Annotated in this window: 23 protein-coding genes, 1 tRNA gene and 2 pseudogenes; 8 read left to right on the plus strand and 18 right to left on the minus strand. The window is 60.1% G+C overall.

Annotated elements, in window-relative coordinates:
- Window positions 1–271 precede the first annotated feature (271 nt).
- The 3 genes and pseudogenes from arsB to PI246_RS09525 form a co-directional block, all read right to left on the minus strand.
- Window positions 272–1354: pseudogene (arsB, locus tag PI246_RS09515) on the minus strand (ACR3 family arsenite efflux transporter).
- Entirely contained in the window at window positions 1344–1856 is a 513-nt protein-coding gene (locus PI246_RS09520; RefSeq protein ID WP_320551022.1) for an arsenate reductase ArsC, read from the minus strand. Before PI246_RS09520 ends, arsB begins: the two are co-directional and overlap by 11 nt.
- An 18-nt stretch (window positions 1857–1874) precedes the next feature.
- Window positions 1875–2204 (minus strand): ArsR/SmtB family transcription factor, encoded by a 330-nt coding sequence (locus PI246_RS09525; protein WP_320551023.1) that lies wholly within the window; start codon window positions 2202–2204, stop codon window positions 1875–1877.
- Between the two features lie 39 nt (window positions 2205–2243).
- On the opposite strand from PI246_RS09525, the gene arsH reads away from it, so the two are divergent.
- Window positions 2244–2969, plus strand: a complete 726-nt coding sequence (gene arsH / locus PI246_RS09530) for an arsenical resistance protein ArsH (RefSeq protein ID WP_320551024.1) — start codon at window positions 2244–2246, stop codon at window positions 2967–2969.
- 251 nt (window positions 2970–3220) lie between these two features.
- Here the strand turns inward: arsH and PI246_RS09535 are convergent, their stop codons facing one another.
- The 6 genes and pseudogenes from PI246_RS09535 to PI246_RS09560 all read right to left on the minus strand — a co-directional run bounded on the left by PI246_RS09535 (window position 3221) and on the right by PI246_RS09560 (window position 7480).
- On the minus strand, window positions 3221–3760 hold the full coding sequence (locus PI246_RS09535; protein ID WP_320551025.1) for a hypothetical protein: 540 nt from the start codon (window positions 3758–3760) through the stop codon (window positions 3221–3223).
- A 121-nt stretch (window positions 3761–3881) separates the two neighbouring features.
- Window positions 3882–4112, minus strand: a pseudogene (locus tag PI246_RS09540) (integrase core domain-containing protein); the annotation flags it as partial.
- Window positions 4113–4549: 437 nt separating this feature from the next.
- Complete coding sequence (locus PI246_RS09545) at window positions 4550–5080, minus strand: TIR domain-containing protein (protein ID WP_320551026.1); 531 nt, start codon at window positions 5078–5080, stop codon at window positions 4550–4552.
- A 482-nt stretch (window positions 5081–5562) separates the two neighbouring features.
- Window positions 5563–6309: a hypothetical protein gene (locus tag PI246_RS09550; protein ID WP_320551027.1), complete on the minus strand. Its 747-nt coding sequence runs from the start codon at window positions 6307–6309 to the stop codon at window positions 5563–5565.
- Window positions 6310–6320: 11 nt separating this feature from the next.
- On the minus strand, window positions 6321–7022 hold the full coding sequence (locus PI246_RS09555; protein WP_320551028.1) for a hypothetical protein: 702 nt from the start codon (window positions 7020–7022) through the stop codon (window positions 6321–6323).
- 161 nt (window positions 7023–7183) lie between these two features.
- Window positions 7184–7480 (minus strand): helix-turn-helix domain-containing protein, encoded by a 297-nt coding sequence (locus PI246_RS09560; RefSeq protein WP_320551029.1) that lies wholly within the window; start codon window positions 7478–7480, stop codon window positions 7184–7186.
- Window positions 7481–7652: 172 nt separating this feature from the next.
- Here PI246_RS09560 and PI246_RS09565 point away from each other — a divergent pair, with 172 nt between their 5' ends.
- Both PI246_RS09565 and PI246_RS09570 read left to right on the plus strand, forming a co-directional pair.
- Window positions 7653–8000 carry a hypothetical protein gene (locus tag PI246_RS09565; protein WP_320551030.1) on the plus strand — a complete coding sequence of 116 codons (348 nt, stop codon included), beginning with the start codon at window positions 7653–7655 and terminating at the stop codon, window positions 7998–8000.
- A gap of 11 nt (window positions 8001–8011) precedes the next feature.
- Window positions 8012–8569 (plus strand): hypothetical protein, encoded by a 558-nt coding sequence (locus PI246_RS09570; protein WP_320551031.1) that lies wholly within the window; start codon window positions 8012–8014, stop codon window positions 8567–8569.
- A gap of 612 nt (window positions 8570–9181) precedes the next feature.
- On the opposite strand, the gene PI246_RS09575 is transcribed toward PI246_RS09570, so the two are convergent.
- The 3 genes from PI246_RS09575 to PI246_RS18485 are packed head-to-tail and all read right to left on the minus strand — an operon-like array spanning window position 9182 to window position 11827.
- The gene (locus tag PI246_RS09575; protein WP_320551032.1) at window positions 9182–10342 is read right to left on the minus strand and encodes a beta family protein; all 1161 of its coding nucleotides are present in this window, start codon (window positions 10340–10342) and stop codon (window positions 9182–9184) included.
- A gap of 11 nt (window positions 10343–10353) precedes the next feature.
- On the minus strand, window positions 10354–11586 hold the full coding sequence (locus tag PI246_RS09580; RefSeq protein WP_320551033.1) for an ImmA/IrrE family metallo-endopeptidase: 1233 nt from the start codon (window positions 11584–11586) through the stop codon (window positions 10354–10356).
- The gene (locus PI246_RS18485) at window positions 11576–11827 is read right to left on the minus strand and encodes a type II toxin-antitoxin system HigB family toxin (RefSeq protein WP_369335409.1); all 252 of its coding nucleotides are present in this window, start codon (window positions 11825–11827) and stop codon (window positions 11576–11578) included. The genes PI246_RS09580 and PI246_RS18485 overlap by 11 nt, the downstream gene beginning before the upstream one ends.
- A 572-nt stretch (window positions 11828–12399) precedes the next feature.
- Here PI246_RS18485 and PI246_RS09585 point away from each other — a divergent pair.
- The gene (locus PI246_RS09585) at window positions 12400–13830 is read left to right on the plus strand and encodes a site-specific integrase (protein WP_320551034.1); all 1431 of its coding nucleotides are present in this window, start codon (window positions 12400–12402) and stop codon (window positions 13828–13830) included.
- 93 nt (window positions 13831–13923) lie between these two features.
- Here the strand turns inward: PI246_RS09585 and PI246_RS09590 are convergent, their stop codons facing one another.
- From PI246_RS09590 to PI246_RS09620, 6 genes are all read right to left on the minus strand, one after another.
- Window positions 13924–14595, minus strand: a complete 672-nt coding sequence (locus PI246_RS09590) for a hypothetical protein (RefSeq protein WP_320551035.1) — start codon at window positions 14593–14595, stop codon at window positions 13924–13926.
- A gap of 237 nt (window positions 14596–14832) precedes the next feature.
- Complete coding sequence (locus PI246_RS09595; RefSeq protein ID WP_320551036.1) at window positions 14833–16497, minus strand: MobA/MobL family protein; 1665 nt, start codon at window positions 16495–16497, stop codon at window positions 14833–14835.
- A gap of 521 nt (window positions 16498–17018) precedes the next feature.
- On the minus strand, window positions 17019–17861 hold the full coding sequence (locus PI246_RS09600; protein ID WP_320551037.1) for a hypothetical protein: 843 nt from the start codon (window positions 17859–17861) through the stop codon (window positions 17019–17021).
- 1 nt (window position 17862) lies between these two features.
- A complete protein-coding gene (locus PI246_RS09605; protein WP_320551038.1) occupies window positions 17863–18285 on the minus strand; it encodes a hypothetical protein in 423 nt (140 codons plus the stop codon).
- Between the two features lie 87 nt (window positions 18286–18372).
- A complete protein-coding gene (locus tag PI246_RS09610; protein ID WP_407069797.1) occupies window positions 18373–19869 on the minus strand; it encodes a site-specific integrase in 1497 nt (498 codons plus the stop codon).
- 105 nt (window positions 19870–19974) lie between these two features.
- Window positions 19975–20048: transfer RNA gene (locus PI246_RS09620), tRNA-Gly, on the minus strand.
- Between the two features lie 133 nt (window positions 20049–20181).
- Here PI246_RS09620 and PI246_RS09625 point away from each other — a divergent pair.
- Genes PI246_RS09625 through trmB form a run of 4 tightly spaced genes read left to right on the plus strand, consistent with a single transcriptional unit; the run spans window position 20182 to window position 22513 of the window.
- The gene (locus PI246_RS09625) at window positions 20182–20739 is read left to right on the plus strand and encodes a hypothetical protein (protein ID WP_320551039.1); all 558 of its coding nucleotides are present in this window, start codon (window positions 20182–20184) and stop codon (window positions 20737–20739) included.
- A 37-nt stretch (window positions 20740–20776) separates the two neighbouring features.
- Entirely contained in the window at window positions 20777–20977 is a 201-nt protein-coding gene (gene thiS / locus PI246_RS09630; RefSeq protein WP_320551040.1) for a sulfur carrier protein ThiS, read from the plus strand.
- A gap of 25 nt (window positions 20978–21002) precedes the next feature.
- Window positions 21003–21803: a thiazole synthase gene (locus tag PI246_RS09635; RefSeq protein ID WP_320551041.1), complete on the plus strand. Its 801-nt coding sequence runs from the start codon at window positions 21003–21005 to the stop codon at window positions 21801–21803.
- A 2-nt stretch (window positions 21804–21805) separates the two neighbouring features.
- Complete coding sequence (gene trmB, locus PI246_RS09640; protein ID WP_320551042.1) at window positions 21806–22513, plus strand: tRNA (guanosine(46)-N7)-methyltransferase TrmB; 708 nt, start codon at window positions 21806–21808, stop codon at window positions 22511–22513.
- Window positions 22514–22599 lie beyond the last annotated feature (86 nt).

Below are 22599 nucleotides of genomic sequence, written 5' to 3' on the forward strand. Positions count from 1 at the left end.
GGTTGCGCGACGAAACCATGCGACGATCTCCGCGTGAGATGCCGCCTTGATCGTTATGATTCATGCCCCATCGCCCATGCGGTGCCTTACGGCATCAAGTACGTTTTGAGCAGCACGGCGATTTGGATTTCTCCCCCCGCTAACGGTGATTGGCCGTAAAGGAGTCTCCCGCGCCAACACTGAGGCGTTGGCGGCGCCGGCCGTTCGCTTTGCCGTGGCTCCGCAGCGGGTGGGAACAACGCTGAGACGTGGCGTTGTCGTTGATTTTCGCTCAGGCGTTGCCTTGAACCGACTCATCGGGGCGCCGGACATACCAACCCCGTGTCCGGTTCACCACTGCCACTACCGACAACATCACGGGCACCTCGACCAACACACCCACAACGGTGGCGAGTGCCGCACCCGAATGCAGTCCAAACAAACTCACCGCCGCCGCCACGGCCAACTCAAAGAAGTTGCTGGCGCCGATGAGGGCGGAAGGACCCGCCACGCCATGCTCCACACCGAGCCATCGGTTGGCCAGATACGCCAGCGATGAAGTGAAGTAAACCTGGATGACGATGGGCACGGCCAACATCGTTATCAGGAGCGGTGCGTCGAGGAGGCGCTGGCCCTGAAAACCGAACAACAGCGTCAGCGTCAGCAGCAGCGCGCCGATGGACACCGGGCCTGGTTGCCGTAAACGCTGGGCCAACGCGCGCGCGCCACCGCGGCTCAACAGTCGGCGGCGCCACAGCAGTGCCACGACCACGGGCACCATGATGTAAAGCCCCACTGAAAGCACCAGCGTGGCCCAAGGCACCGCCACGGCCGACACGCCCAGCAGCAGCGCGACCAGTGGCGCAAACGCGGCCACCATGAACGCGTCATTGACCGCCACCTGGGTCAGCGTAAACGCAGGGTCGCCCCCACACAGGTTGCTCCACACGAAGACCATGGCCGTGCACGGCGCAGCGGCCAACAGGATGAGCCCGGCCACATAGCTGTCGAGCTGGTCGGCGGGCAACGCGCCGGCGAACACATGGCGCAGAAAGACCTACGCCAGGGCGGCCATCGAGAAAGGCTTGACCCACCAGTTGATGGCCAGTGTCACGCCTATGCCCCTGCCATGCCGGCCGATCTGGCGCATGGCGCGCCAGTCGATGCGCAACAGCATTGGCACCACCATCAGCCACACCAGCGCCGCGACCGGCAGGTTGACGTGCGCCACCTCGACACCGCCGAGCGTGGCAAACGCGTGAGGCCAAGCCGTCCCTAGCAGGGTGCCGATGGCGATGCACGCCAGCACCCAGACCGTCAGGTACCGCTCAAAGCCTCCGATGGCCGGCGACGCTTGCCGCCCCTCAGCCACCATGCGCGTCCTCGGACTGAAGAACGCCGATGCGGTCGAGTGCGGCCTCGAGGGCGGCGCGGTCGGCCCACACCTCTGGCGAGAGCGCCAGGAAGGCCACGAGCCGTGCCCGGATGGTCGCGTGGGCGGCGGCGAACGCCGCCCGCTTGGCGTCGTCCGTGCCTTCGACCGACGCCGGGTCCGGCAGGCCCCAGTGGGTGCGCACAAAGTCTCCGAAAACGACCGGGCACGGTTCCGCCGCGGCGCTGTCGCACACGGTCACCACCAGGTCGATGGGCGAGCTAGTCGCTCCCGCGAACTCGTCCCACGATTTGCTGCGCAACCCTGCCGTTGAGATGCCTGCGGCAGCCAAGGTTTCCAGGGCGAAAGGGTTGATGCGCCCCGCTGGCTGGCTGCCTGCGCTGAAGGCTTGGAATCGATGGCCGGCCCACGCGCGCAGGGTCGCTTCGGCCAGAACGCTGCGGGCGCTGTTGCCCGTGCATACAAACAGCACGCGTTGGGTCACGGGAGAGTCCTTCGAGGGTCAGCAGCAGGCTGAGGCGGGTGGGCAGGAGGCCGCTGTCGCCGGGTCGTCCGTGCAGCAGTTTTCCGTGAGGTAACCGATGAGACCGTTTATGGCGGTGAACTCGGCGCGGTAGCAGATGAATCGCCCCTGGGGCTGGGCAGTGATCATGCCGGCGTGGAGTAATTCTTTGAGGTGGAACGACAGCGTGGCGCCCGGCAGGTCGAGCGCCTGGCCGATGTCGCCAGCCATGCGCCCGGCGGGGCCGGCGGCCACCAGCAAGCGAAAGATGGCCAAGCGCTTGGCGTGCCCCAGCGCGGTGAGGGCGGTGATTGCGTCATTCATTTCCATATAACTAGAATAGTCGAATCAAATCGCCCGGAGCAAGCCATGCATCCCGACCTGCCCCATTTGCACCTGGAACACCTTCCCGCCCCCGATGCGCCGGCCCTTGGCGCGGCCACCGATGCCGGGCACCCACCGCGCATCCTCATCCTGTATGGGTCGCTCCGCCCGGTGTCCTACTCCCGCAAGCTCGCCCTCGAAGCCGAGCGCATCTTGCAGCACCTCGGCGCCGAGACCCGCGTGTTCCACCCGCACGAGTTGCCGATGCTGGACAGCGTGCCGGCGAGCCACCCCGAAGTGCAGCGGTTGCGCGAATGGTCGGCGTGGTCCGAAGGCCAGGTTTGGGTGAGCCCCGAGCGCCACGGCACGCTCACCGGCGTGTTCAAAAACCAGATGGATTGGCTGCCGCTGGAAGACGGAAGCGTGCGGCCCACCCAAGGCCGCACGCTCGCGGTCATGCAGGTCAGCGGTGGCTCTCAATCGTTCAATGTGGTCAACGCATTGCGCGTGCTGGGCCGCTGGATGCGCATGGTCACCATCCCCAACCAGTCGTCCGTAGCCAAGGCCTGGCAAGAGTTCGATGAGGCCGGGCGCATGAAGCCTTCTCCGTACTACGACCGCGTCGTGGACGTGATGGAGGAGCTGGTGAAGTTCACCTACCTGGTGCGCGGGCGCAGCGACTATCTGGTGGATCGCTACAGCGAGCGCAAGGGCGATGCGCTAGCCCGAGCGCTTGCCGAGCAGGCGGGGGCGGTTGAGGCGAATCGCTGAGTGCTTATAAGCATACGCAACGCGGCCATGCTGACCAACGATGACATGTCATCGACGTTGCTCCGCTGTTCCACCTCTCGCTTTTCATGCTCAAGAGCGCGGCTCGCTCACTCTGGTTGGCCGGAGATCTCAAAGAACGTTACCCGATACCCTTACAGCACGGCCGACCGATACAAACGTATCCATGAGCGCAAGGTCCATCAAACGCGCCCAATTTACGTAGTCATTCACGCTGAATCGCCGCCTCCAAACTAACGCACCTCCCCGCCCAATACAGTGGGTCGGCCGTTCACGGACGAGAACGTAAACCTGTAATCCAAGCTAAACGGCCTCGGTGATCGGTCCTGACTGATGTTTCCTCGTCCGTCGTCGGTCTCAATGACAACCACCATCGGACTGAACGACCACCTCAATACCGCACTTTTGCATGCCGCGAAAAATAGCGCATGCTGCTCGTCATCGGTGCCATCGAGGTCACGGACCTCGGTCACCATGCCTTCTGAGTTGACAATGGCTTTTACGCGAATGGTGACATCTGGCAGGTGTTTGTCGACTAGCGACTGCGGATAAGTTGGATCGTCCCGCGATATCGCTTGTGCGCCGAAGGCATGCTCTGATTTCTTTAGTTTGTACTGACCAGTAGCTAGACTGGGAATCAGCTTATAGCTGACAGAGCCCTCGCCTGAAGCGACAGCATCCGAAGGTAACGATGGCCGAGTTTGGCAAGCACTGATCAAGATCAGATTGAGCGCCAAACCGATAAAAGCAAAGCCGTACCGCTGCGTCGTCAAGAATCGCCCCCCGTTCAATTTCCCGTCGGGGCCGACAGAGCCAAGCGCCTGACGGTGGCCCCCACGCCAGCGCACGCTAAACTGGTAAGCACCCTGACCTGCGTACGAAATATGTAGTCAATCAAACGGTGAGTCCGATGGTGATGTTAGCGGGTTCAACCCAGCCTCGTCGAATCGACGCAGGTAGCTTGTAGCCATGAGCGCTATGGGGACGCTGTTCGTTGTAGAACTGCCGCCAGTGCTCGATCAGTACACGTGCTTCGGCACGACTTCGGAACCACTCACGGTTCAACAGTTCGTCTCGCAGCTTGTCGTTGAAGCTTTCGACGAAGCCGTTCTGCCACGGGCTGCCGTAACGGTCGCACCACAAAACGAGAGCCAACCAGCTCGCGCAGGTCCGTCGGCACACGGAAGCGCACATAGAGGCCTGCGGGTCGGTACCTGCGGGTCGGTAGAGAAGCCGTGGTTTTGGCACGGAAAGCGATACCTAAAACGATACCTCGGAAGGGCGTTTCAGGCCCGCTGCGTCGACCGAAAAAGACGTTACAGAGAAGGCACTTAGCTTCGAAAAAGCCGAAGCTGGAGCGGGTGAAGGGAAGAAGATCAAGATCTTCGCCAGACCCCGCAATGGTCGTTTCTGCAGCCTTTTCATCGACTTGGGCAACGATACCCGAAGCGATACCTCGACAACGTAGCAGTTACCCGTCGCACCTGTCGAGGTGGGAACGGAGTCATCTGACGGTACCCCTACGACGACGCTCCGGACCCAAGGTCAAACGTGGGGACAGGCTAGGTCAAGGACGGAGGAAGGGCGTTGAGCCTCACTCGCTCAACAATCATTCTGGCCACCTCAAGCGGCGAATGCTCATCGAGGTTGACGTACCCGTCGATTGAGAATGTCCCTTCCACGGTGGCTTCATCAAACCGCATAAACATCACAGCATGGTCGTTCTTGTTCTTGATGATGTTTCTAATTGCGCGCCACTCTAATCCGCACCACTGCTTCTGCTCGTATTGTTCACATAGGAACACCACGACAAGGTCGGAGTTACTCAGGTAGATACGCTGAAGCAGAATGTCGAGGTTTGGCCGAGCAAGCTGACCCGTAAAGTCTCTGTCGTAGAAGACTGAGTCTCTTCCGACTCGCTTTTTGACTTCCGCAACGATGCCAGCAACGTATTCCCGCTTTTCTCCCGGGAACGAAAAGGCCACTTTGAAGCGCATTTCTTCGACACGACCAGGCTGCCGGTCTTCGCCGACATAGCTGGCGTCAACCAAACCGGCGGATGCGAGCAATTCGAATAAATCCTCATCTTTCACCGCCCAATGTGTTCGTGACATCTCCCAGTCACCAATATCGAGCTTCGTCCTTAACCTTTCCAACTGACCAAAATTGAACGCGGGAATGCTTTCGTCGAACTCGTACTCGATTAGGACGGTTCGCCCCGCTCACGAATGCTCCGGATATAACCTACGCGCACTGGCTCGTCATTTCCCTCGTATGCAAAAAGGCTGGGGAGCGCTTTCAGTTCGTCCTGCGTCTTAGCATCCAGCACGCCAAACCTCTTCTTGAGGCTATCGACGGTATGCTCAAGGTATCGAGAGCGGTCATACTCATATGCCGGGAGGTCCCAAGCACCTTCCGAAGCGGTAACCAGCAAGTTATACATATCGGGACCTTCAGACGCGCGACGGCGCGCGGTGGTGAGACTTCAATGACATTGCCATTTCTTTTCCCCTCAGCGTTATCGACATAAGGGATGCCGCTCCCAAATCGCTATCCCCTGCCTAAGAATCGGACACTAGGCGAGGTGCTGCGCGTGCTCCGGCGCTAGCTCGTCTCGGACCAGGCTCACCAAGTCCAAATACTCTTGGTCCGGCTCCAAGCCCCTCAGCACCTGAAGCTGTCCGTGCAAGATGCCCATACGCTCAGGCGTCAAGGACAGCTTATAAGTCTCCGACGGAGGTGACAGCGTAGTCCAGAAAGCCCGATCCAGACGCACGACACTATCGTTCTTAATGTATCCCCCGCTGCGCGGAAGAAAAACGAGCTGCGGATAGACCAGGCACTCTGCGCGGGCAGCAATCGTGACGGTCATGGCACGCCGCTGGCTCGGGGTCGACACCGAATAGGCCGGTGCTACCAGAAAGGAGCCTCGCTGAAACGCGGGACGTGCAATACCCTGATCGCCCTTTGGCAGGTTTTGATCTGGAATGCCTTCAGCCGTTGCGAGAACAACACACGGCCGCGCTTTGGCCCTGACCGCAAGCAACTCCTCGCACTCGCCCAAGTTCAGCTTGAAAATGGGAAGTCGAGACTTCGGCTTAAAATCCACCTTGTCATCGATGGTCCGAATGGTTCCAGAGGCGCCATCGTGAGTTGCTTGGTTCGCTCGCTGAGCATCGAACAGTTGAAGTGGATGGCCAAACTCGGGCGTCACCGTCAACACGAACTGCCCCACTTTGGGAGGGCCCTCGGCCAGTAGGCCGGTGCCGTCTGTGTATACCGGAAGAATGTCGTGAATGTCGGTTCCATTTCCGAATGCCATGAGCCTCTCCCTCAGCTAAGCACAGCCTCAAATTTCACGGGCAAATCGAGCGAACCTGATTCTGCGTCAGCTTCTTCCATCGCGCGCGCGAACGCGCCATCGTAAATCGGCCGATGCGCCGCAAGCGCCTTTGGGGTAGCGCTCTGCTGCTCGTAGCGTCGTTTCAGTGTTTCGCTCAACTGAAGCATGCGCAACATTTTTGCATGGTCTTTGACATGCGTATGGCGATGACTTGAGCGTTGGACTTCGTCTGCCAGGATCTGAAAGTCAAGCTCTCCTCCTGGCTGAGCATCTCTCATGGGAGCTGTTTTGAAGTAGACATAGTCCAGCAGCTGACTCAGGTCGCCGGCATACTTCTTGAAAAGGCTGCTGAACCGGGACGCTAAGCTTGAAGAGAGGCCGAGCGCTGTCAGGTCGGGCCCAACCGGGTATTCGCTTAACCAATAGATCGTACTGTCTTTGCCAATCGCGCCATCGGTCGACGACTGCACCATGCTGCGGGCACTCAGCACGTCCAGCGCGCCCACGACATCGACGGAAAAAGGCCCGTAATGGTGGAAGTACCAATGAGCGCCGCTGGCCGTTTGCCCGCGACTCTCTTCGGCATGTAAACAGTCGACCAGATAGACCCACTTCACAAGGGCTGTCTTCGATACCCGACGCACACCCTGACGCTTGGCCTCCTCAAGGATGGCCAAGATGGTGTTTTGCATCGAAGGAGTCACGGTCGGCATAGGGCGCTTGATTTAGCCGTTTATTTTAACACGGAACCACTAATAGCCCAGCCGCAGCATTTGGCAAGGCGTCCCGAATTTGCTGCCTACCTTGTGGCGGCGGTGGTGGCCGTCCGCCTGCAAAGCGTCACCTGCGACTGTCAGCCGCCTCTATCGATTGCGTCAATTGCACTCTCAACCAGCGTGCCGAATTCGCGCAATGAACGTCCGCAGGCCCTGCTCCAGTCCAGTAACTGGAGGCCATCCAGCCGCTTCTGCCCGGTCTCGGCCTGACTCACGTAGTTCTGAGACCGCCCCAGACTGCCAGCGAGGTCAACCTGCGTCAGCCCCGCCTCTACACGGAAGGCCCGCAGGGTCTCGCCAATGACCGCGTATTCCGGCCGGGCATGGGATTTCTGGGCCGTCGTTCTGGGTGGCTTGGGTGGCAGGCGTGACATCGGAGGAACCCGCAAGGTGGCGGGCTGTAAAGCTATACACCGAATTGAGATACGCCCACTCGGTTTACCCCTATTTCAAATATCGCCAGTTCGGTTACGTTACGGTCTGCGCCACGGCAACGCCGACCGCCGCACCGTCACAGAGTCGGCTTATCTGAAACAGGGGCACTCCATGAAAGCTAGTTTTCTGACCCTCGCTTTGGCGCTTGTCGTCAGTGTGGCGGGCTGCGCCACGACCACGGGTAGGCCGTTTGACCAGGCGGCCGCTAGCCACTTCGTCGATGGCAAAACCACCCAGGCCGAGGTCCGCTCTGCTCTCGTCGAGCCCGAGACCGTCCAGGACCGTGGGGATGGCTCATCGATGTGGATCTACAGCAGCAGCAAGAGCGGCAGCGATTGGCGCACCTATGTGCCCTTCGCGGCACTGGGTGCCCACGGGTCGTCGGAGATGCAGGCGCTGAGCTTGGTGTTCGACCGCCGCGGGGTGCTGCAAAGCCACACCGCCATGCAAAGCCGCTGAGGGGCGTGCCCATGTTCGGGTTCATTGTCTTTTTGGTGGCCGTCATTTGGACCCTCGCGGCCCACAAACCAGTCGGGCGGGTCTTGGCCTGGGGCGCAGGTGTTGCGGTTGCGGCGGGGCTGCTGGCCGCCGTCGGTATTTTTCCCATGCTCGGCGCACCCGCCGGCGCAGGCCTAGGTGCTGCCGCAGGCTCTGTCATTGGGTTTTTGAAGACCTTTCGCCATCCCGCACCGTCCCGCTCTCGGGTTCCTGGGAACTTCGGCGCAACCCACGCCCACGACAATATTGCCGTGAACGCGCGCGACCAGATTTGGGTGCGGGACATCGGGGGCGAAGAAGTCGTGCTCTCGAAATACGAGGTGCGAGAGTGGACGCACCTCTGGCATGCGGACCGGCATTACAAAGGCAATAACCGGCTTGAACTCCGAACCGTCCGGATGGATAAGCCCGTCGTCACTGCGGCGTTTCGTCGGCACCCGGAGACCGTGTTCGGTGCGCCCAAAAATGCGCGGGAGGCCGAAGAATGGCACGCCCGCCTCGGCGCATTCATGGCTCGCTCAACCAGCTAGACTCGTCGCCTTTCTCGGGAGCCTACGGGCTTTCGAGCATCGTCTGTTCGCATGCCAAGGATGTGCCATGCTCAGTTCCGAACCTATCTATCCCCTCCCCCTTGCGGCCATCATCGCCGAAGCAGTCGCGCTCGAACGCGCTTTGGCGCGGGAATGGTTCCCGCAGGCCCGCCACCATGCTCGGCTCATCGTACTCCGGGCTCAGGGAGCTGGTTTGCTAGCGGTGGCCTCGTGCGGCCTGGCACTTCTGGACGCCCTCAACGCCGCGGCCTCACCGTCGTCGGAGGCCTTAGGGCTCGCGATTCGGACGTTACTGCATGCCATCGACTCGGCCTTAGAACCGGAGACCTGCGCTTTGTCAGGCGAAACATCGAGGTGAAGCGGTCACACGGCCTTACGCTGAAGAGGCTCGGGTTCAATTGGGCTACTGCTGCCAGCCGATGCTGCCGGACTTCGTGCCGCTGCCCCCCCCCGGGCCGTTTCCGGCCAGCAGCTGGCACTGCTAACGGAAACGGCCGGGGTAAGCAACCACGCTTAGTGTCCCCGCAGCAACGGAGGTCTTAGCCAAAACCATAAAGGGCATCAGCGGCAGAGGGACAGCATACAAGTGCATCACCAGCCAGGAATGACGACCTCAACTGGAACTGCCTTAAGAGCGTGTTCCACCGCGGCGACCTCCAACTGCACCCACGCAAAGTGATGGTTAGTGTCGAACGCAATCCATTCTGTGGAGCCGCCTCCACCAATGATTTTTGGCTTGCGTTTGCCAATATCTTCGCGCATGGCGCGGCGGTATAGCTCACGGTCACCCCAGCTGAATTGTGGCCCCTGGAAGTGTTCCGACGATGCAACGATGTTGGCGAGCCGATGCATCTGACCATCACCCTTTCGACGAGGCTCACCACGGACGATGTAGAAGTTGTTCTGAATCGAATGACGAATTTTTCCATTCGTATTCGGATTCTGGATGTCCGACGTGCGCGGCCCGCGAACCCCGTAGTCGCCGAAGGCCAAGGGCAAGTGCGGATGCATCTCCCGCAGCCTGTGCCAAGCCCTCATCTCCTTGCGCAGCAGCGTCCCTTCCGTGTTGCGCTTCTTTAGCGCTTTGTCGATGGTTGACGGCATCGAGCAACCAGCGACCGCGTAGAACTGATACCCCGCCGGCCCAAGCAACCGAAGCACCAAGTCAGCTTGCGCAATCAGGCTCTCCCGGGTCTGACCGGTCACATCGCCGAAATCTATCAAGATGCCGAGTTGGCTGGCACGAAGCCCCAACTCGCGCGTCACATCTTCGATGCGCTCCATGAAATGGATGGGGTCAGCAGCGTCTTCGATGTCAGAGGAATCGAGGCGAAGCGCCCAGGTAGATTCCTCATCCACGTCGAGCGCCGCCATGGCTTCTCGATATTCCTCAGAGTCCCACCGGTCAAGGCCAACCACGGGCACCACGGCTTGACCCCGTTCGAGCAGTGCCTGGACGGCGTAGGCAATCGCGACCTCGCCCGTCTCGGTTACCTCCTCCGCAGGCCATTGCGAGGTATCTACCATGACGGGGCCCGAAGTGGCATCGACAATGCCGTCGGCGATGCATTCGAGATACGCGCACGTCGGCGCAGCCTCATTTCTATACCTGGGGCTCTCACGGAGCTTGTTCGTAAAGAGGCCAATGTCGAAGAGCGGCAGCATCGTAGCCCGCTGTTCCTTGGTTGCGTGTCGGAGCGCGCTGAACTCGCCCTTTTTGGCATGCAGAAACGGGATGTATGTCGTGCGCATGATTTGACCTCTTAAGCCTGATGAGAGAGAACCCGTCGAACAGCACCTTGTCCTAACAAATCACCCAGGATTTTGTAATTTCCTGTCTCTCGTCTTAGGCGTCCGGCGATGATTGCCGGATGGATTCGAAGTTCATGCGAGAGCTTCAACACCGTTTCCCGGCTGGGCGAAAGATACGCCGGGCTACGCTTCCAAATCAGTCGAGGAATGAACGCCTCACGAGCAAGACGATTTGCCTCGGCTTCACGTCGGTCTTCAGAAGACGCGTCCAGGTCATCCAAAAACGCTTCGTGGTCACCTACGTGCTTCCAAAGATGTGCCACTTCATGCAACAAAGTGAACCAGAAATTATCGATTCGGTCGTAACGAAGCGTCAGGGCAACAATGGGTGTCCCGTCCAAGTCACGGAGCGCTGCACCGTCCAGCTGCGTTCCTTTCAAATGCTCTTCGATGACCACGGCAATGCCGTGGCTATTTAAGAACTCGACGGCCAACGACGGACCTTGCTCCGACCAGCTCAACTGAGCCAGCTCCTTCAAGAAAGCGGCCGACATCACGCTGTGGTCGTAGTGCGCAATCTTGGTTTGCTTTTTCAGCACCCGCGCGCGCTGGACGACCTGCGCTAGCCATGCATACAACGAATAACGAGTAGCGGGAGACTGTGCCTCACCAGCAATCGTCCGCCGGAATGCCGCAGCGCCGAATTGAAGGCCCGCGTCAGTGATGAAACTACGGACCGCTTGTTCCATAGCACCCGACGCCTTGTCGCCCAGTGACTGTAACCAACCCCGCCGACTCATTTCCTTGGCCGGAAACAGGGACCAGTCGAGGTCATCCGGCGAGGGCTTCGTCGTCGGTTCTGCTAAGCCAAGCAACGTTTCCGCCGAGATGCCCAGGCCGCGGGACAATTCGCGAATCATTGGAAGGGTAAGCGGGCGTTTTCGCCCAAGCACCTCAGAAACGCGGCTGCTCGTGCCGAAATAGGGAATAAGGTCGGCCTTCTTCAGACCCCGCTCCTGCATCCGAAACTGGATGGCATCGATGGCGTCCGGCGGTTCGAACGTGAAACGCGTGGCCTCATAGGCCTCCACCAGCACCGACAAAAGTTCTAAACGCTCGTTTTCCTCCGCATCAAGACTGCTGCCTTTGGCAATGAGCTGCATGATTTCAGCGAGATAGGCTTCATTCTGCTCCTCGGTTCGGATGACCCTTGGGGCAGCGAGGTGTTGGCGACTAGCGACCATACGGACCGTCCCGATTGATAAATTCTTCGATGACTGCGACACCTACGGGGAAGGCGATGGATAAGACGAGAGTGCTACCGGTATCGGCGACAGGGAAGGCAAAAGCGCCGGACGGCCGCACCTGCACTCGCGGAAACTGCGCACGCACCTCGGTGGGATGCTTCCACTGGGCCTGAGCGACCTCCGCCGTCCAGCTGTTGACCCACAGCCGGGCGGTCGGATGCAGTTCGACTGCGCGCATTAACTTAGATTTCCCAATCAGGCGCAACTCATTTCCTCCCGTCTTGGGCGGAAGTATCGCCGACTCAGGTGGTCAGTACAAGTTCCCTACCCCGCCCCTTTAATCGAAGGTCACCGCTGACGGGCGGATGGCTAGGCCTGGGCCGCGCTTACGCAATCCGGACTTGACCCTAACACTCAGTGTTGGCCTGGGGTCGACTTGAGCTAAGCAGCTCTTACATAAGGAAAATGTTTGCCTTTAATACAATTCCCCTGTACACCCTGCCAGAGTGCCCCTACCTCGAAAATTCGAAAATCGACCGAGAAAGGAAAAGCAGGGGCGAAAAGAGGCGGCAACGCATAGCTCCAGGCAGAGGGGTTGACCCTCTCATAGCCGGATTTGTTGTCAAGGTAGCGAAGGACGACGCGGCTCACAGTTCTAAATGAGAATGACTGTGATCAAGCGGAGTCGTGACCGTTGGCGCACAACGCCTCCAGAGGTCGAAAAAAAGTTTACCGATCGACGCCAAACCGTGGTTGACAGGCTCGCGACCGGGCATAAAAGGGGCGTCCGATTAATTCAGGACGTCAGCAATGCTCGGTGAGATGGGAATGGAAGCAGCAGCCGGCCAATGCCTGTATCAGGTGGTGGTCCAGGGTGCCCGCTTCTCTGCGACCTGTAGCGACGGACACCGGATGGTCATGGAGCTGCTTGAGCGGTTTCACCTGCTACTCCCCGCCCAAGTGTCTCCAGAGTCTTCTCCCTCCCCAGATATCGTGGCCGACATCGCCGGACCTCTCACCGTGGCGCCCACCACAGTCACGGCATACGAGGGATCCGTTCCGGCTGCCGCAGCGCCCACACCGGATGTGTCGGCCCTGGACGCCAATACTCTGCCAGCGTCGGCCGAGCCGACGCTCTTCAGCGAGTTTCGAGACCTCTACCTAACCAATCTAGCCCGCAATCGGAAGCATCCCAAGGCATCGGGTTACCGCCAGCAAGTGTATGTGCTCAAACTGGTGGAGGACCTGGTGGGCGACAAGCCGCTCAATCGCATTACCGTCGACGACGCGAACAGCGTGGCGCGAGCGCTCGAGGTCTGGCCGGCCTATTTGCACAACTTGCCGGACTACAAGGACATCCCGGCGCGTTCCGTCGTCGCCAAAGCGCAGAAGGAACATCCCCAGCCGCTTCAAAAGGGCACGCAGCGCAAACACATCCTGTGCATCAACGCATTTTTTCACTGGTGCGTTGAGCTGAAAGCCATCGACCAGAACCCTTTCCGTGTCGTCCAGCTGACCCGATACAAAGAAGATGTGCCGCGGAAGAAAAGCCCGTTCTCGGTCCAAGACCTTCGCGCCCTGTTTGACCCCGTGCGCCAACTCGCTCATGCGGAACCACACAAGTATTGGGTACCGATGATTGCCATGTATAGCGGCATGCGGGTCAACGAAATTGCCCAACTGCATGTCGCCGACATTAAATCGGAGGATGTCATGGACGAGGCCGACCACGTGCATCGCATCCACTACTTTGATGTCACCCCATTTCGAAAGGGGCAGCAGCTGAAAACCAAGCATTCATGCCGCCGCGTTCCGATTCACTCGAAGCTCATTGATGCCGGCTTTCTGTGCTACGTCGATGAAGTGCGCGCGGCCGGTTCAGCCCACCTGTTTCCTGGCCTGCCTTGGAAGGAAGGCGGTCCAGGCCGGGCCATCACCCGATGGTTCAACCGCGACCACCTGCGTAAGCTCTGTGGCATCACGGACCGCAAGAAGACCTTTCATTGTTTTCGCCACACGCTGACGAGCCTCGCGGAGCGGTGCGGCATACCAACCAGCATTCGGCGCACCATCAACGGGCATGCTGATGGGCGGGGCATCGATGAAGCCCGCTACATCGCGCGTGGCTCGCTGCTCGAATGCAAGCAGGCGCTCGAAAAGCTGTTGTTTCCCGAGCTGGATGTCGTTCCCTACTCACCAGGTCAATTCGGGCCTTACCTAGCTGTGGTTACCGCGCCGTAGCCATGCCAGCGACAGTCAACCTGACGCAGAAGAGCCGCCGCATTCAAAAGAGTCAAGCTCAACAACAACTCAGTTATAGGCAGTCATTTAACCTCAAAGCGGCGACGAAGGAAGAACTGACAATCCCTCCTTTTTGAATTGCTCGGCCAACTCAGGTATGACGCTATCCTCGCTGCGTGATTGAACGAAGAATTGTCGACGTGCATCGATATGGTCTTCAAATATCTTCGCTAGCTTTAGGACGAAATGGTCGTCGTTGACTTTCATCTCCCTCCGAATATCAGCCGCGAATTTTATTGCCCCTAAGCCATAGAACGCGAGACGCTCGGCATCGTACTCCCACGCATCGTCGAGTTCGGCCCAGTGACGCCACGCAAAGAATATGAAGTCACGTGACCGCTCAAGGTTTCGAGGAAATGTTTTAGCACGAACAGCGACTTCGGCAGGAACCCTATCCCACTCGGTGCTCGCGTCAAAATTAAAGGCGATTTCTTGGAGTGCTTGCAGATGGCGATCATCCTGCTCAGCGCGATATTGAGCGATACCGTCTTTGATGCCTTCAATAAGATTTGCTGCACGAAAAGCGAAATCCTCAAGCTGGAGAGCGATATCCAAGTAGACTACATCGCGTCTTGCCGTCTCCTTTTTATCTTCCCTCCAATTATCCCACCGCTTGATGGCGGCATTAGCAATAAAATTTACTATCGTGCTTGCAACGGCGCTTGTGGCTACTACTTTCCACCATACATACGCGTCATCACTCATATTGTTTCCTTTTCGTAAGCGCCCAAGATGTGTGCCAAGCTTTCGCGAGAGTAATGTTACCGACGGTGAGCTAGCCTAGCCAGGCGGCATCAACTGCCGGGCTAGTTCAGAAACATTGCCATCAGCGGTCTTCAGACAGCTTTTTTACTTGAACTACATATCTTCCTATTTGCGATTTCCACAAAGGTCGGCGTCGGGCAAACGGGGACCGGTTGCCCGACGGTGACCCACATGGGTTCAGATGGCCGGCCGCGGACGGTGCAGCTCACTCGGCCTCAGGGCCAGTGATTCCCCAGCTTTCAAAGGAGCGGTCATCCCGTCTTCCGATGTGGGTCCCGCAGGCGTCTCGGGTATTGTCAGACTCAACCGAGGGAGGTGCTCAGGCTCAGCTACGCTGAGTAGCACCATCCCGTAAAGCGGGTCCAAACCGCACACCCGCTGCGCGGCCGCGGTCAGCCCTGCTTGCGCGGTATCCAGTTCCTCTGCGGCCAAGGCTATGCGTGCGTCCCATTCCGCAACGCGGCCCACGGCATCATCCGCGCCACGCTTGAGTTGTTGCACTTCGCGATGGATGGCCGCCACCCTGCCTTCTCGTTCGACCAGGGCTCCCGGCTTCCGATGGCTGGCGCTCACCGTCTGCACCAGGCGAAGCCGCCACGGATGGGAAGCTAGCCACGCGGCGACCGCCTGCCGGGCTTCCTCGCGTCGGCGACGGCGGTCATCCAATTCGACGGCGAAGGTCGCCCGCGCCACATCGTCGCGATTGCGATTGTCTTTTAGGCTCAACAATCGCGCCACCGCGCGGGCCAACGTTCGAAGCGTCTTTTCGATGCGGTTCAACCATCCAATGAGGTCCGTGCGTTGCTCCGGCGTAGGCCGTGGCAAATCGGGTTTGCGGTCCAGCTCGGCGAAGAACCGGGCTGCTAGCCCGTTGGCGGAGAACTCCACGGCTTTCGATTCGCTGGGAGAATGCGGACGCATCACAATGGGCTCGGCTGGATTGAGCCACGCCCGCGTACCGGGCGACGCAGCCGCCCGCCTGGCTGCTAAGCGTTCGACGGCCCCCGCGGTCGGAGATGGGACGACAGTTGCCGCTGGTGAGGGAGCGCCAGCACGAGCGAGGTCACCTTTCCAACTGCGTTCGCCTCGGCGTTCCATTGCCGTCGCTGCCGCACCTAACGTCAGTTGAGGAATCTTTGAAAGTCCCAATCGTGCGTAGCTCAGATGGGAAAAGTCTGGCACCTGCCCGGCTGCTGCGGCGAACTCATTTGCAGCTTCTGCCCAAGCTGCGTTGAAGCGCTCGATGCACGCGGCTGCTGTTGCTTTGGTGGACAGCACCCGAAGCTTATCCCCGAGCACCCATGTGCCCTCGCCGGTCTCGCCTTCGCTGTTGCCATCGCCGCTGGAAGCATCCGCCTGGAACACCAAACGACGCGTGGGAAAGTACAGATGCGCGTGAATCCCCACGCGGTCATGTGGCTTCGCGATTCCCATAGCGTCTACGGTCGAATCTCGATGCAGTCCGATGGATACGAATGTGTGGAGGTCATCGCAGATGCGCTGCGCCACCCGCCGCGCCATCGCCAACGCATCCGCATCCGACACCCCGAACGGAATGGGAAGCCTGAAATCGTGGGCCAGCTGACTGTCTTTGCGCCGCTCCGCGGCCTCGACTTCGGTCCATGCGGTCTGCGGGTCCAAGACCCAGGCCGGGGCACCAACGGGCGCGACGGTCAGAGTCGCTACGATTTCGGCGCCGGCTTCTCGCCTCCGATAGTCGTGCCATTCGCCGGTGCGGCGGTCCTGCAGGCGAAGCCCAAGGCGATAAGCCACACCGGCTACGGCGCTGTGCCCTTTGCTGCGCGTGTGGGTCGTGAGATGAGGGCGAGCGTGGTGCGTCATAGGTCCTCCGTGGAATTGCCCGGGCCACCTGACCTGGGACGGGCGTCATGCCCTGAAGCAAAGCTGCGGGCGGCAGTGCTCGCCCTCCCTGCCAGTTAACCACTGGCAGCCAGCATGTCAAGTTTGCTTTACATGCCGCGTTTCACACTTCAGAGGAAGCCGTCGCCGGGAACGCCTCAGCGTTGCCGGGCTTTTGCTCTGGCTTCGCGGCGCATTGGAACAATGATGAGACGCGCCCTTCACTGTTAGGTTCGCTTAGCCTGTTCAAACTTGACTCGAGCAAGAAAAATGTTATATTTATCCACACTTATCTACCGGAACGTGTGCTGTTCGACTTGGTTGCCAAGGAACTTGTTGGAGGCTGGGTTGGCGTGTTCTCATGTGTCTGTACGATAGATTGGAAAGCTCCAGGCGCAAGCTAGAGATGCAATCTGGTCTATTGCTGGCAGCGGCGCAGTAAGCTGGTTAGATAGACAATATAAAGCATCAAGGCGGAGGGTGACGTAAGTTGCCCTCCGCTTCTATTTTGTGCCTCCAAAAAAATCGTTTGCAAACATGTTTAGATGTGTGGTCGCAGCAACGTCTTCGAGCACATCGTGACAGTTTACAAAGCGGCCGGAGATTTTGCTTTGACCTTTAACGTCATCAGTGACATTGAAATGTCGCGAAGCATCGATCCGCTTTCCGAAGCGGAAGTTTCCGTTCATCAAACAAGCGCGCGTGTGAGGCGTTTTGCTTTCTAGCTTTGAATGCTGCTCATATCCAAACCGAAACATTCGTTCTTCGTCATCATGGAAATGCTTCTCCGGTCGATTGCTAGTGCGCCGTGGCTTTCTCCGCTGCTTTAGCTTTCTTAAAAGCGGTCCAACTTTGTCGGGAAATTCCGGAGACACTCCTTCTTCACGACAAAGTTCCACGAGCCGCGTCAACTCTTCTGCAATAAAATTACGAATTGGCAAACTTAATGCCTGCTCGTTATCAGAGCTAGCCATGCTTTCTACAACAAAGAACAAGTTTAATAAGCCTCGCCGCAATAGGCCGCTCACAACATTCCGGAACTGCGAATTGAAAGAAATCTCCTCGAACTTGCATATAAACAATGACGGGGCAATGTCGGCCACACACTGAGCCACTGTTTGCTCAGCCAGCACTAATACGGCGTCCATGTACTCGGTCGCGCGATAAAAATAGTTCGGCAGATAAACTTTGCCTTCGCCTGGATCCAAATATTCGAAGTGAAAAAGTGGTTCATTGGCTATGATCTTTTTATTACGTCGAATATCTTCTGGTATCAGCTGCTCCTGCTCTTGTTTTAACACCGCCCATCTTGCGTCTCGAGAAATTGCGCAAATCAGGATACGCATATTACTTCAGCAGCTTAACAAGAACCGATGCCGGAATGACCACCTTTTCCAGCTCTCCAGCTGGCAAGTCACCAAGTAATTTGATGAAGTCCAATACCATCCTCTCACGCTCACCTGAGCGCTCAAGAGATACATGATGCTCCTGGACGTCGGCTGGAAATTTGTAAGACGCCGACGGAGGCAAAATTCCGACCTTGGGCTTTTGATTTGGATGCTCAATCACCTTGTAAGAAGAACTCTCGGCGGTCTCCTTAACAAATTTCTTGAGAGACATATCGCCAAGCACCTGTTCCCGATTGATGTCGGGATAGTCGACAGCTAGAAGCCGAGGAACATCACTCAAAAGAAGTGGACGCTTTCGCAAATCCCATTGCTTCTGCGCCAGCGCAGACAAGGCGCTTACCATCCTTCCTTTAGCATCCATCTGTAGTACCCCCTTGATAGTGAATTCCGTAATAAATGGAAGACTGTAACCGCTATAGCATATCGAGAACCGGAAGCTCCCTCCTTGCTAATTCTCACATTGACTATCAATGTCCAGCTTATGCTCAAAAAGAGAATTAAGCTCGCCCAGCCTAAGCCCGCCACTATCGAAGCAAGCTAACGCTTCTACGCGCTCCTGAAGGGATGGCTCATCGATATAGAACTTCCCTAGCGTTCCTTGCTCGCCTTTGTGGCCTGTGATTTTCCCAATGGTTTGCAGCGGCACTTTGGCGCGTGCCAACCTTGTCGCCAGCGTGTGCCGAAATGCGTGCATACCAAGACCCGACTCGGTCACGCCACGCTTTTTCAGATACGCCGAGAACTGCTTGCTCATCTGTTTGCCAAAGCCGCCGCCGTCGTTGTTCGGAAGCTGCGGAAACAGCCGTACCTGACCACGCGCCTTTGCCTCTTCGACAAAGCGCAGGAAACCGGCGTCCAGAACGGGCTGAGCGAGCGGCACAAAGCGCCGGGACGCCTTGTTCTTGAGCTTCTGCCCTGGAAAGCGACGATTGATGTGATAGCCCGGAATGCCGTTGATGACTTCCACATCGGCAACGTAAAGCTGACTCAGCTCCGTCACGCGTGCACCCGAGCAGAGCGCCAAGATGGGAACCCAAAAGCGGTGCGGATACTTCGCGGCCCAAGCCACGTAGGCCGTCGGCTCAAAGATGGCATCCAACTCCTCTTGGGTAAACGCGCGGCCCGTCTCTTCTTCAGCGTCATCCTTGTCCTGACGCACCAAGCCGTGCAACGGGTTTTCCGTCAGATGCTTGTTCTTCTTCAGCCAATTGAAGAAGGTCGACAGCCGCTGATGATGCTTGTTGAGCGTGGCCGCCGCCGGTAGCGGCTCGGCCATCGTCTTGGCTTTGGCAAGCGCCTCGCGCACCGACAAGTTTGCAAACTCAGGCCGCTTGGTCGCGTGGCGCGGCCAGTAAGCCACGTCATCAAAGAACTGCCGGCAGTGGTCGCTCGTCAAGTCGGCAGTAGGAATGTCCCCAACGATGCCCCGCAGCAGCATCAGGCTATGCCGGCTTTCCAACACGGTCTTCTTATCACGGCCGGCGCGCTCCAAATCGGCGAGATGCGTTGCCGACAGCGCACTGAGAAGGTCTTCCTTGCGCCGCTCGACCGCAACGGCCTTCTTGGCGCCTTGGCTCGAGCTGGTCGGAGTAGCGGCGGCCATCAACGCATGGAACTGGCGCTCATCTTCCGGGGTATCGATGCGCACATTGGTCAGATGCGCGCCATTGGGCAACCGCACCCCGCCGATGGTCAGTTGGAACGCGTTCTCCGCGTCCTTGAGCAACTTGTCGATATCGACCACGCCCCCTCCCTGTCGCATGCTCCTGAATGCGTTGGAGAGTGCCATATCCAGCAGGGCTGCGGCGAGTCGGGCCGCCTCTCCGGGGGCCTGCCGGAGTGGGCGCACAAGGAAGCGGGAGCCCACGCGGTCACGCAGGTCCGTTGGCACGCGAAAGCGCACATAGAGCCCAGCGGGTCGATGGAGCAGAAGTGGCTTTGGCACGGAAAACGATACCTAAAACGATACCTCGGGAGGGCGTTTCAGGTTCGCTGCGTCGGCCGAAAAAGACGTTGCAGAGAAAGCACTTAGCTTCGAAAAAGCCGAAGCTGGAGCGGGTGAAGGGAATCGAACCCTCGTCAGTAGCTTGGGAAGCTACAGCTCTACCATTGAGCTACACCCGCGTCGGTTGCCGATGGTAATACGACAGCGGCAGCCGGCGAAAGGTGGCGGGCGACTGAACGTCTCCGACGACGTCCACGCCCGCGTGCGGGACGCGGCGCATAATCGGGCCGGGAATTCATCGAGGGCCACGTCATGCGCGGGTTGCTTACGCTTTCCATCGTCGTGGGGCTAGGCGTCGCGGGACAGGCGACGGCGCAGTCGCGCACCGTGTCCACGGCGGACATGCCGCAGCCCGGCGTGAGTTATATCGCCGGCCCCACCGTGCCGGTACGACGGGAGACCGTCGGCACGGGGAGCCTGCCCCAGCCACCGCACTTCTACCCGGGCGCGCCCGCGCTACCGCCGCCGGATGACAACGACGTCCCGCCGGACGGGGGATACGCCAACGGTGGGTATAACGGCGGCTACGTCTACGGCGGTTATCCGCCGGGTTATGGCTACGGCGACAGGGGCCGCGACGGTGACGAGCGTGGTCGCCCCTGGCACGATCACGGTCACGAGCGCCACGACCGCCCGCAGGGCACCACGGCGACCGTTCGCGTGCCGCCCGGCACCCGGTTTGGCCCGCCGGCGGGGAACGCCCGGACCTCGGTAGCGCCTCCACCTCCGCCGCCCCGTCATGACCACGGCGGCTGGCACGGCGGCAGCACGCCGCCCCCGCCGGTGACGCCGCTGCAGAACGGCCGTTGACGGTCGCGGGCATCGGCGCCCGCGTTACAATCGGCGGATGCACATCACCTTGAACGGCGAAACGCGCGAGTGCGCGCCCGGCACCTCCGTCTCGTCCCTGCTCGCCGCGGCCGGCTACGCCGGCAAGCGGGTCGCGGTGGAGGTGAACCTCGACATCGTGCCGCGCAGCGAGCACCCGACGCACCTGCTCGCCGACGGCGACAAGGTGGAAATCGTCCACGCCATCGGCGGCGGCTGACGCCGCGCCCTCGACGGAACTCCCCATGCATCCCACCGCCCCTGCCACCGACGACGTCCTGACCGTCGCCGGCCGCACCTTCCAGTCCCGCCTGCTCACGGGCACCGGCAAATACAAGGACTTCGACGAAACCCGTCGCGCCACCGACGCGGCCGGCGCACAGATCGTCACCCTCGCCATCCGCCGGGTGAACATCGGCCAGGACGCCAGCCAGCCCAACCTGCTCGACGCCCTGCCGCCGAGCCGATTCACCCTGCTGCCGAACACCGCCGGCTGCTACACCGCGGACGACGCGGTGCGCACCTGCCGCCTCGCCCGCGAACTGCTCGACGGCCACAACCTGGTGAAGCTCGAGGTGCTGGGCGACGAGCGCACGCTCTACCCCGACGTGGTGCAGACGCTCACGGCCGCCGAAAAGCTCGTGGCCGACGGCTTCGACGTGATGGTCTACACCTCCGACGACCCCATCCTCGCCCGCCGGCTGGAAGCGATCGGCTGCGCCGCGATCATGCCGCTGGCCGCGCCGATCGGATCGGGCCTGGGCATCCAGAACCGCTACAACCTGATGGAGATCGTCGAGAACGCCAAGGTGCCCGTCATCGTCGACGCCGGCGTCGGCACCGCGTCCGACGCCGCGATCGCCATGGAACTGGGCTGCGACGGCGTGCTGATGAACACCGCCATCGCCGGGGCGAAAGACCCGGTGCTGATGGCCCACGCCATGAAGCTCGCCGTGGAGGCCGGCCGCGCCGCCTTCCGCGCCGGACGCATCCCGCGCAAACGCTTCGCCTCGGCATCGAGCCCCGTGGACGGCCTGGTCGGTTGACGATGACGACGCACAACGACGACACCCCGACGTTCCAGCGCCGCATTCGCAGTTTCGTGCTGCGCGAGGGTCGCATGACGCCCGCCCAGCAGCGCGCCTTCGACGATCACTGGGCCCGCTTCGGCCTCGACTACGCCGGCCAGCCGCGCGACCTCGAGGCCACGTTCGGCCGGCGGGCGCCGCGCGTGCTGGAGATCGGCTTCGGCAACGGCGAGGCACTGGCCTGGGCCTCGGAGAACGACCTCGACCGCGACTACGTCGGCGTGGAGGTGCACGGCCCCGGCGTTGGCCGCCTGATGAACGCGCTGGCCGCACGCGACGCCCGCAACGTGCGTATCTACAAGCACGACGCGGTGGAGGTGCTCGAGCACGAGATCGCCCCGGGCAGCCTGGCCGAGGTGCGCATCTGGTTTCCCGATCCCTGGCACAAGAAGCGCCACAACAAGCGCCGCCTCGTGCAGCCGGCGTTCGTCGACCTGCTCGCCTCACGCATGGCGCCGGGCGGGCTCCTGCACCTGGCCACCGATTGGGAGCCCTACGCCGAGCACATGCGCGAGACGATGGAAGCGGCCGCCGGCTGGCGTAATCGCGTCGGACCGGGCCAGTCGGCCGAGCGGCCGGCGTGGCGGGTGGAAACCCATTTCGAGCGCCGCGGCATGCGCCTGGGCCATGGCGTGTGGGACTTCCTCTACGAATGGCACGGCGCGTGAGGCTGATCGCCCTTCGCGACCGTTCATCTTCAGCCCTCATCCACCCCCGGTGCGTATACTCTTGCGGCATTCATCGCCGCCTGGCA

Origin of the sequence: Luteibacter sahnii (assembly GCF_034063545.1) — a bacterium.
Taxonomy (GTDB): domain Bacteria; phylum Pseudomonadota; class Gammaproteobacteria; order Xanthomonadales; family Rhodanobacteraceae; genus Luteibacter; species Luteibacter sahnii.

Excerpts from the sequence above, each read along its gene's own strand:
- PI246_RS09555 (WP_320551028.1), bottom strand. The coding sequence starts at position 7,022 with ATGCAAAACACCATCTTGGCCATCCTTGAGGAGGCCAAGCGTCAGGGT.
- PI246_RS09595 (WP_320551036.1), bottom strand. The coding sequence starts at position 16,497 with ATGACGCACCACGCTCGCCCTCATCTCACGACCCACACGCGCAGCAAA.
- PI246_RS09525 (WP_320551023.1), bottom strand. The coding sequence starts at position 2,204 with ATGGAAATGAATGACGCAATCACCGCCCTCACCGCGCTGGGGCACGCC.
- PI246_RS09570 (WP_320551031.1), top strand. The coding sequence starts at position 8,012 with ATGTTCGGGTTCATTGTCTTTTTGGTGGCCGTCATTTGGACCCTCGCG.
- PI246_RS09590 (WP_320551035.1), bottom strand. The coding sequence starts at position 14,595 with ATGAGTGATGACGCGTATGTATGGTGGAAAGTAGTAGCCACAAGCGCC.
- PI246_RS09625 (WP_320551039.1), top strand. The coding sequence starts at position 20,182 with ATGCGCGGGTTGCTTACGCTTTCCATCGTCGTGGGGCTAGGCGTCGCG.
- PI246_RS09580 (WP_320551033.1), bottom strand. The coding sequence starts at position 11,586 with ATGGTCGCTAGTCGCCAACACCTCGCTGCCCCAAGGGTCATCCGAACC.
- trmB (WP_320551042.1), top strand. The coding sequence starts at position 21,806 with ATGACGACGCACAACGACGACACCCCGACGTTCCAGCGCCGCATTCGC.
- arsH (WP_320551024.1), top strand. The coding sequence starts at position 2,244 with ATGCATCCCGACCTGCCCCATTTGCACCTGGAACACCTTCCCGCCCCC.
- PI246_RS09560 (WP_320551029.1), bottom strand. The coding sequence starts at position 7,480 with ATGTCACGCCTGCCACCCAAGCCACCCAGAACGACGGCCCAGAAATCC.
- PI246_RS09550 (WP_320551027.1), bottom strand. The coding sequence starts at position 6,309 with ATGGCATTCGGAAATGGAACCGACATTCACGACATTCTTCCGGTATAC.
- PI246_RS18485 (WP_369335409.1), bottom strand. The coding sequence starts at position 11,827 with ATGCGCGCAGTCGAACTGCATCCGACCGCCCGGCTGTGGGTCAACAGC.
- PI246_RS09575 (WP_320551032.1), bottom strand. The coding sequence starts at position 10,342 with ATGCGCACGACATACATCCCGTTTCTGCATGCCAAAAAGGGCGAGTTC.
- PI246_RS09635 (WP_320551041.1), top strand. The coding sequence starts at position 21,003 with ATGCATCCCACCGCCCCTGCCACCGACGACGTCCTGACCGTCGCCGGC.
- PI246_RS09565 (WP_320551030.1), top strand. The coding sequence starts at position 7,653 with ATGAAAGCTAGTTTTCTGACCCTCGCTTTGGCGCTTGTCGTCAGTGTG.
- thiS (WP_320551040.1), top strand. The coding sequence starts at position 20,777 with ATGCACATCACCTTGAACGGCGAAACGCGCGAGTGCGCGCCCGGCACC.
- PI246_RS09600 (WP_320551037.1), bottom strand. The coding sequence starts at position 17,861 with ATGCGTATCCTGATTTGCGCAATTTCTCGAGACGCAAGATGGGCGGTG.
- PI246_RS09605 (WP_320551038.1), bottom strand. The coding sequence starts at position 18,285 with ATGGATGCTAAAGGAAGGATGGTAAGCGCCTTGTCTGCGCTGGCGCAG.
- PI246_RS09585 (WP_320551034.1), top strand. The coding sequence starts at position 12,400 with ATGCTCGGTGAGATGGGAATGGAAGCAGCAGCCGGCCAATGCCTGTAT.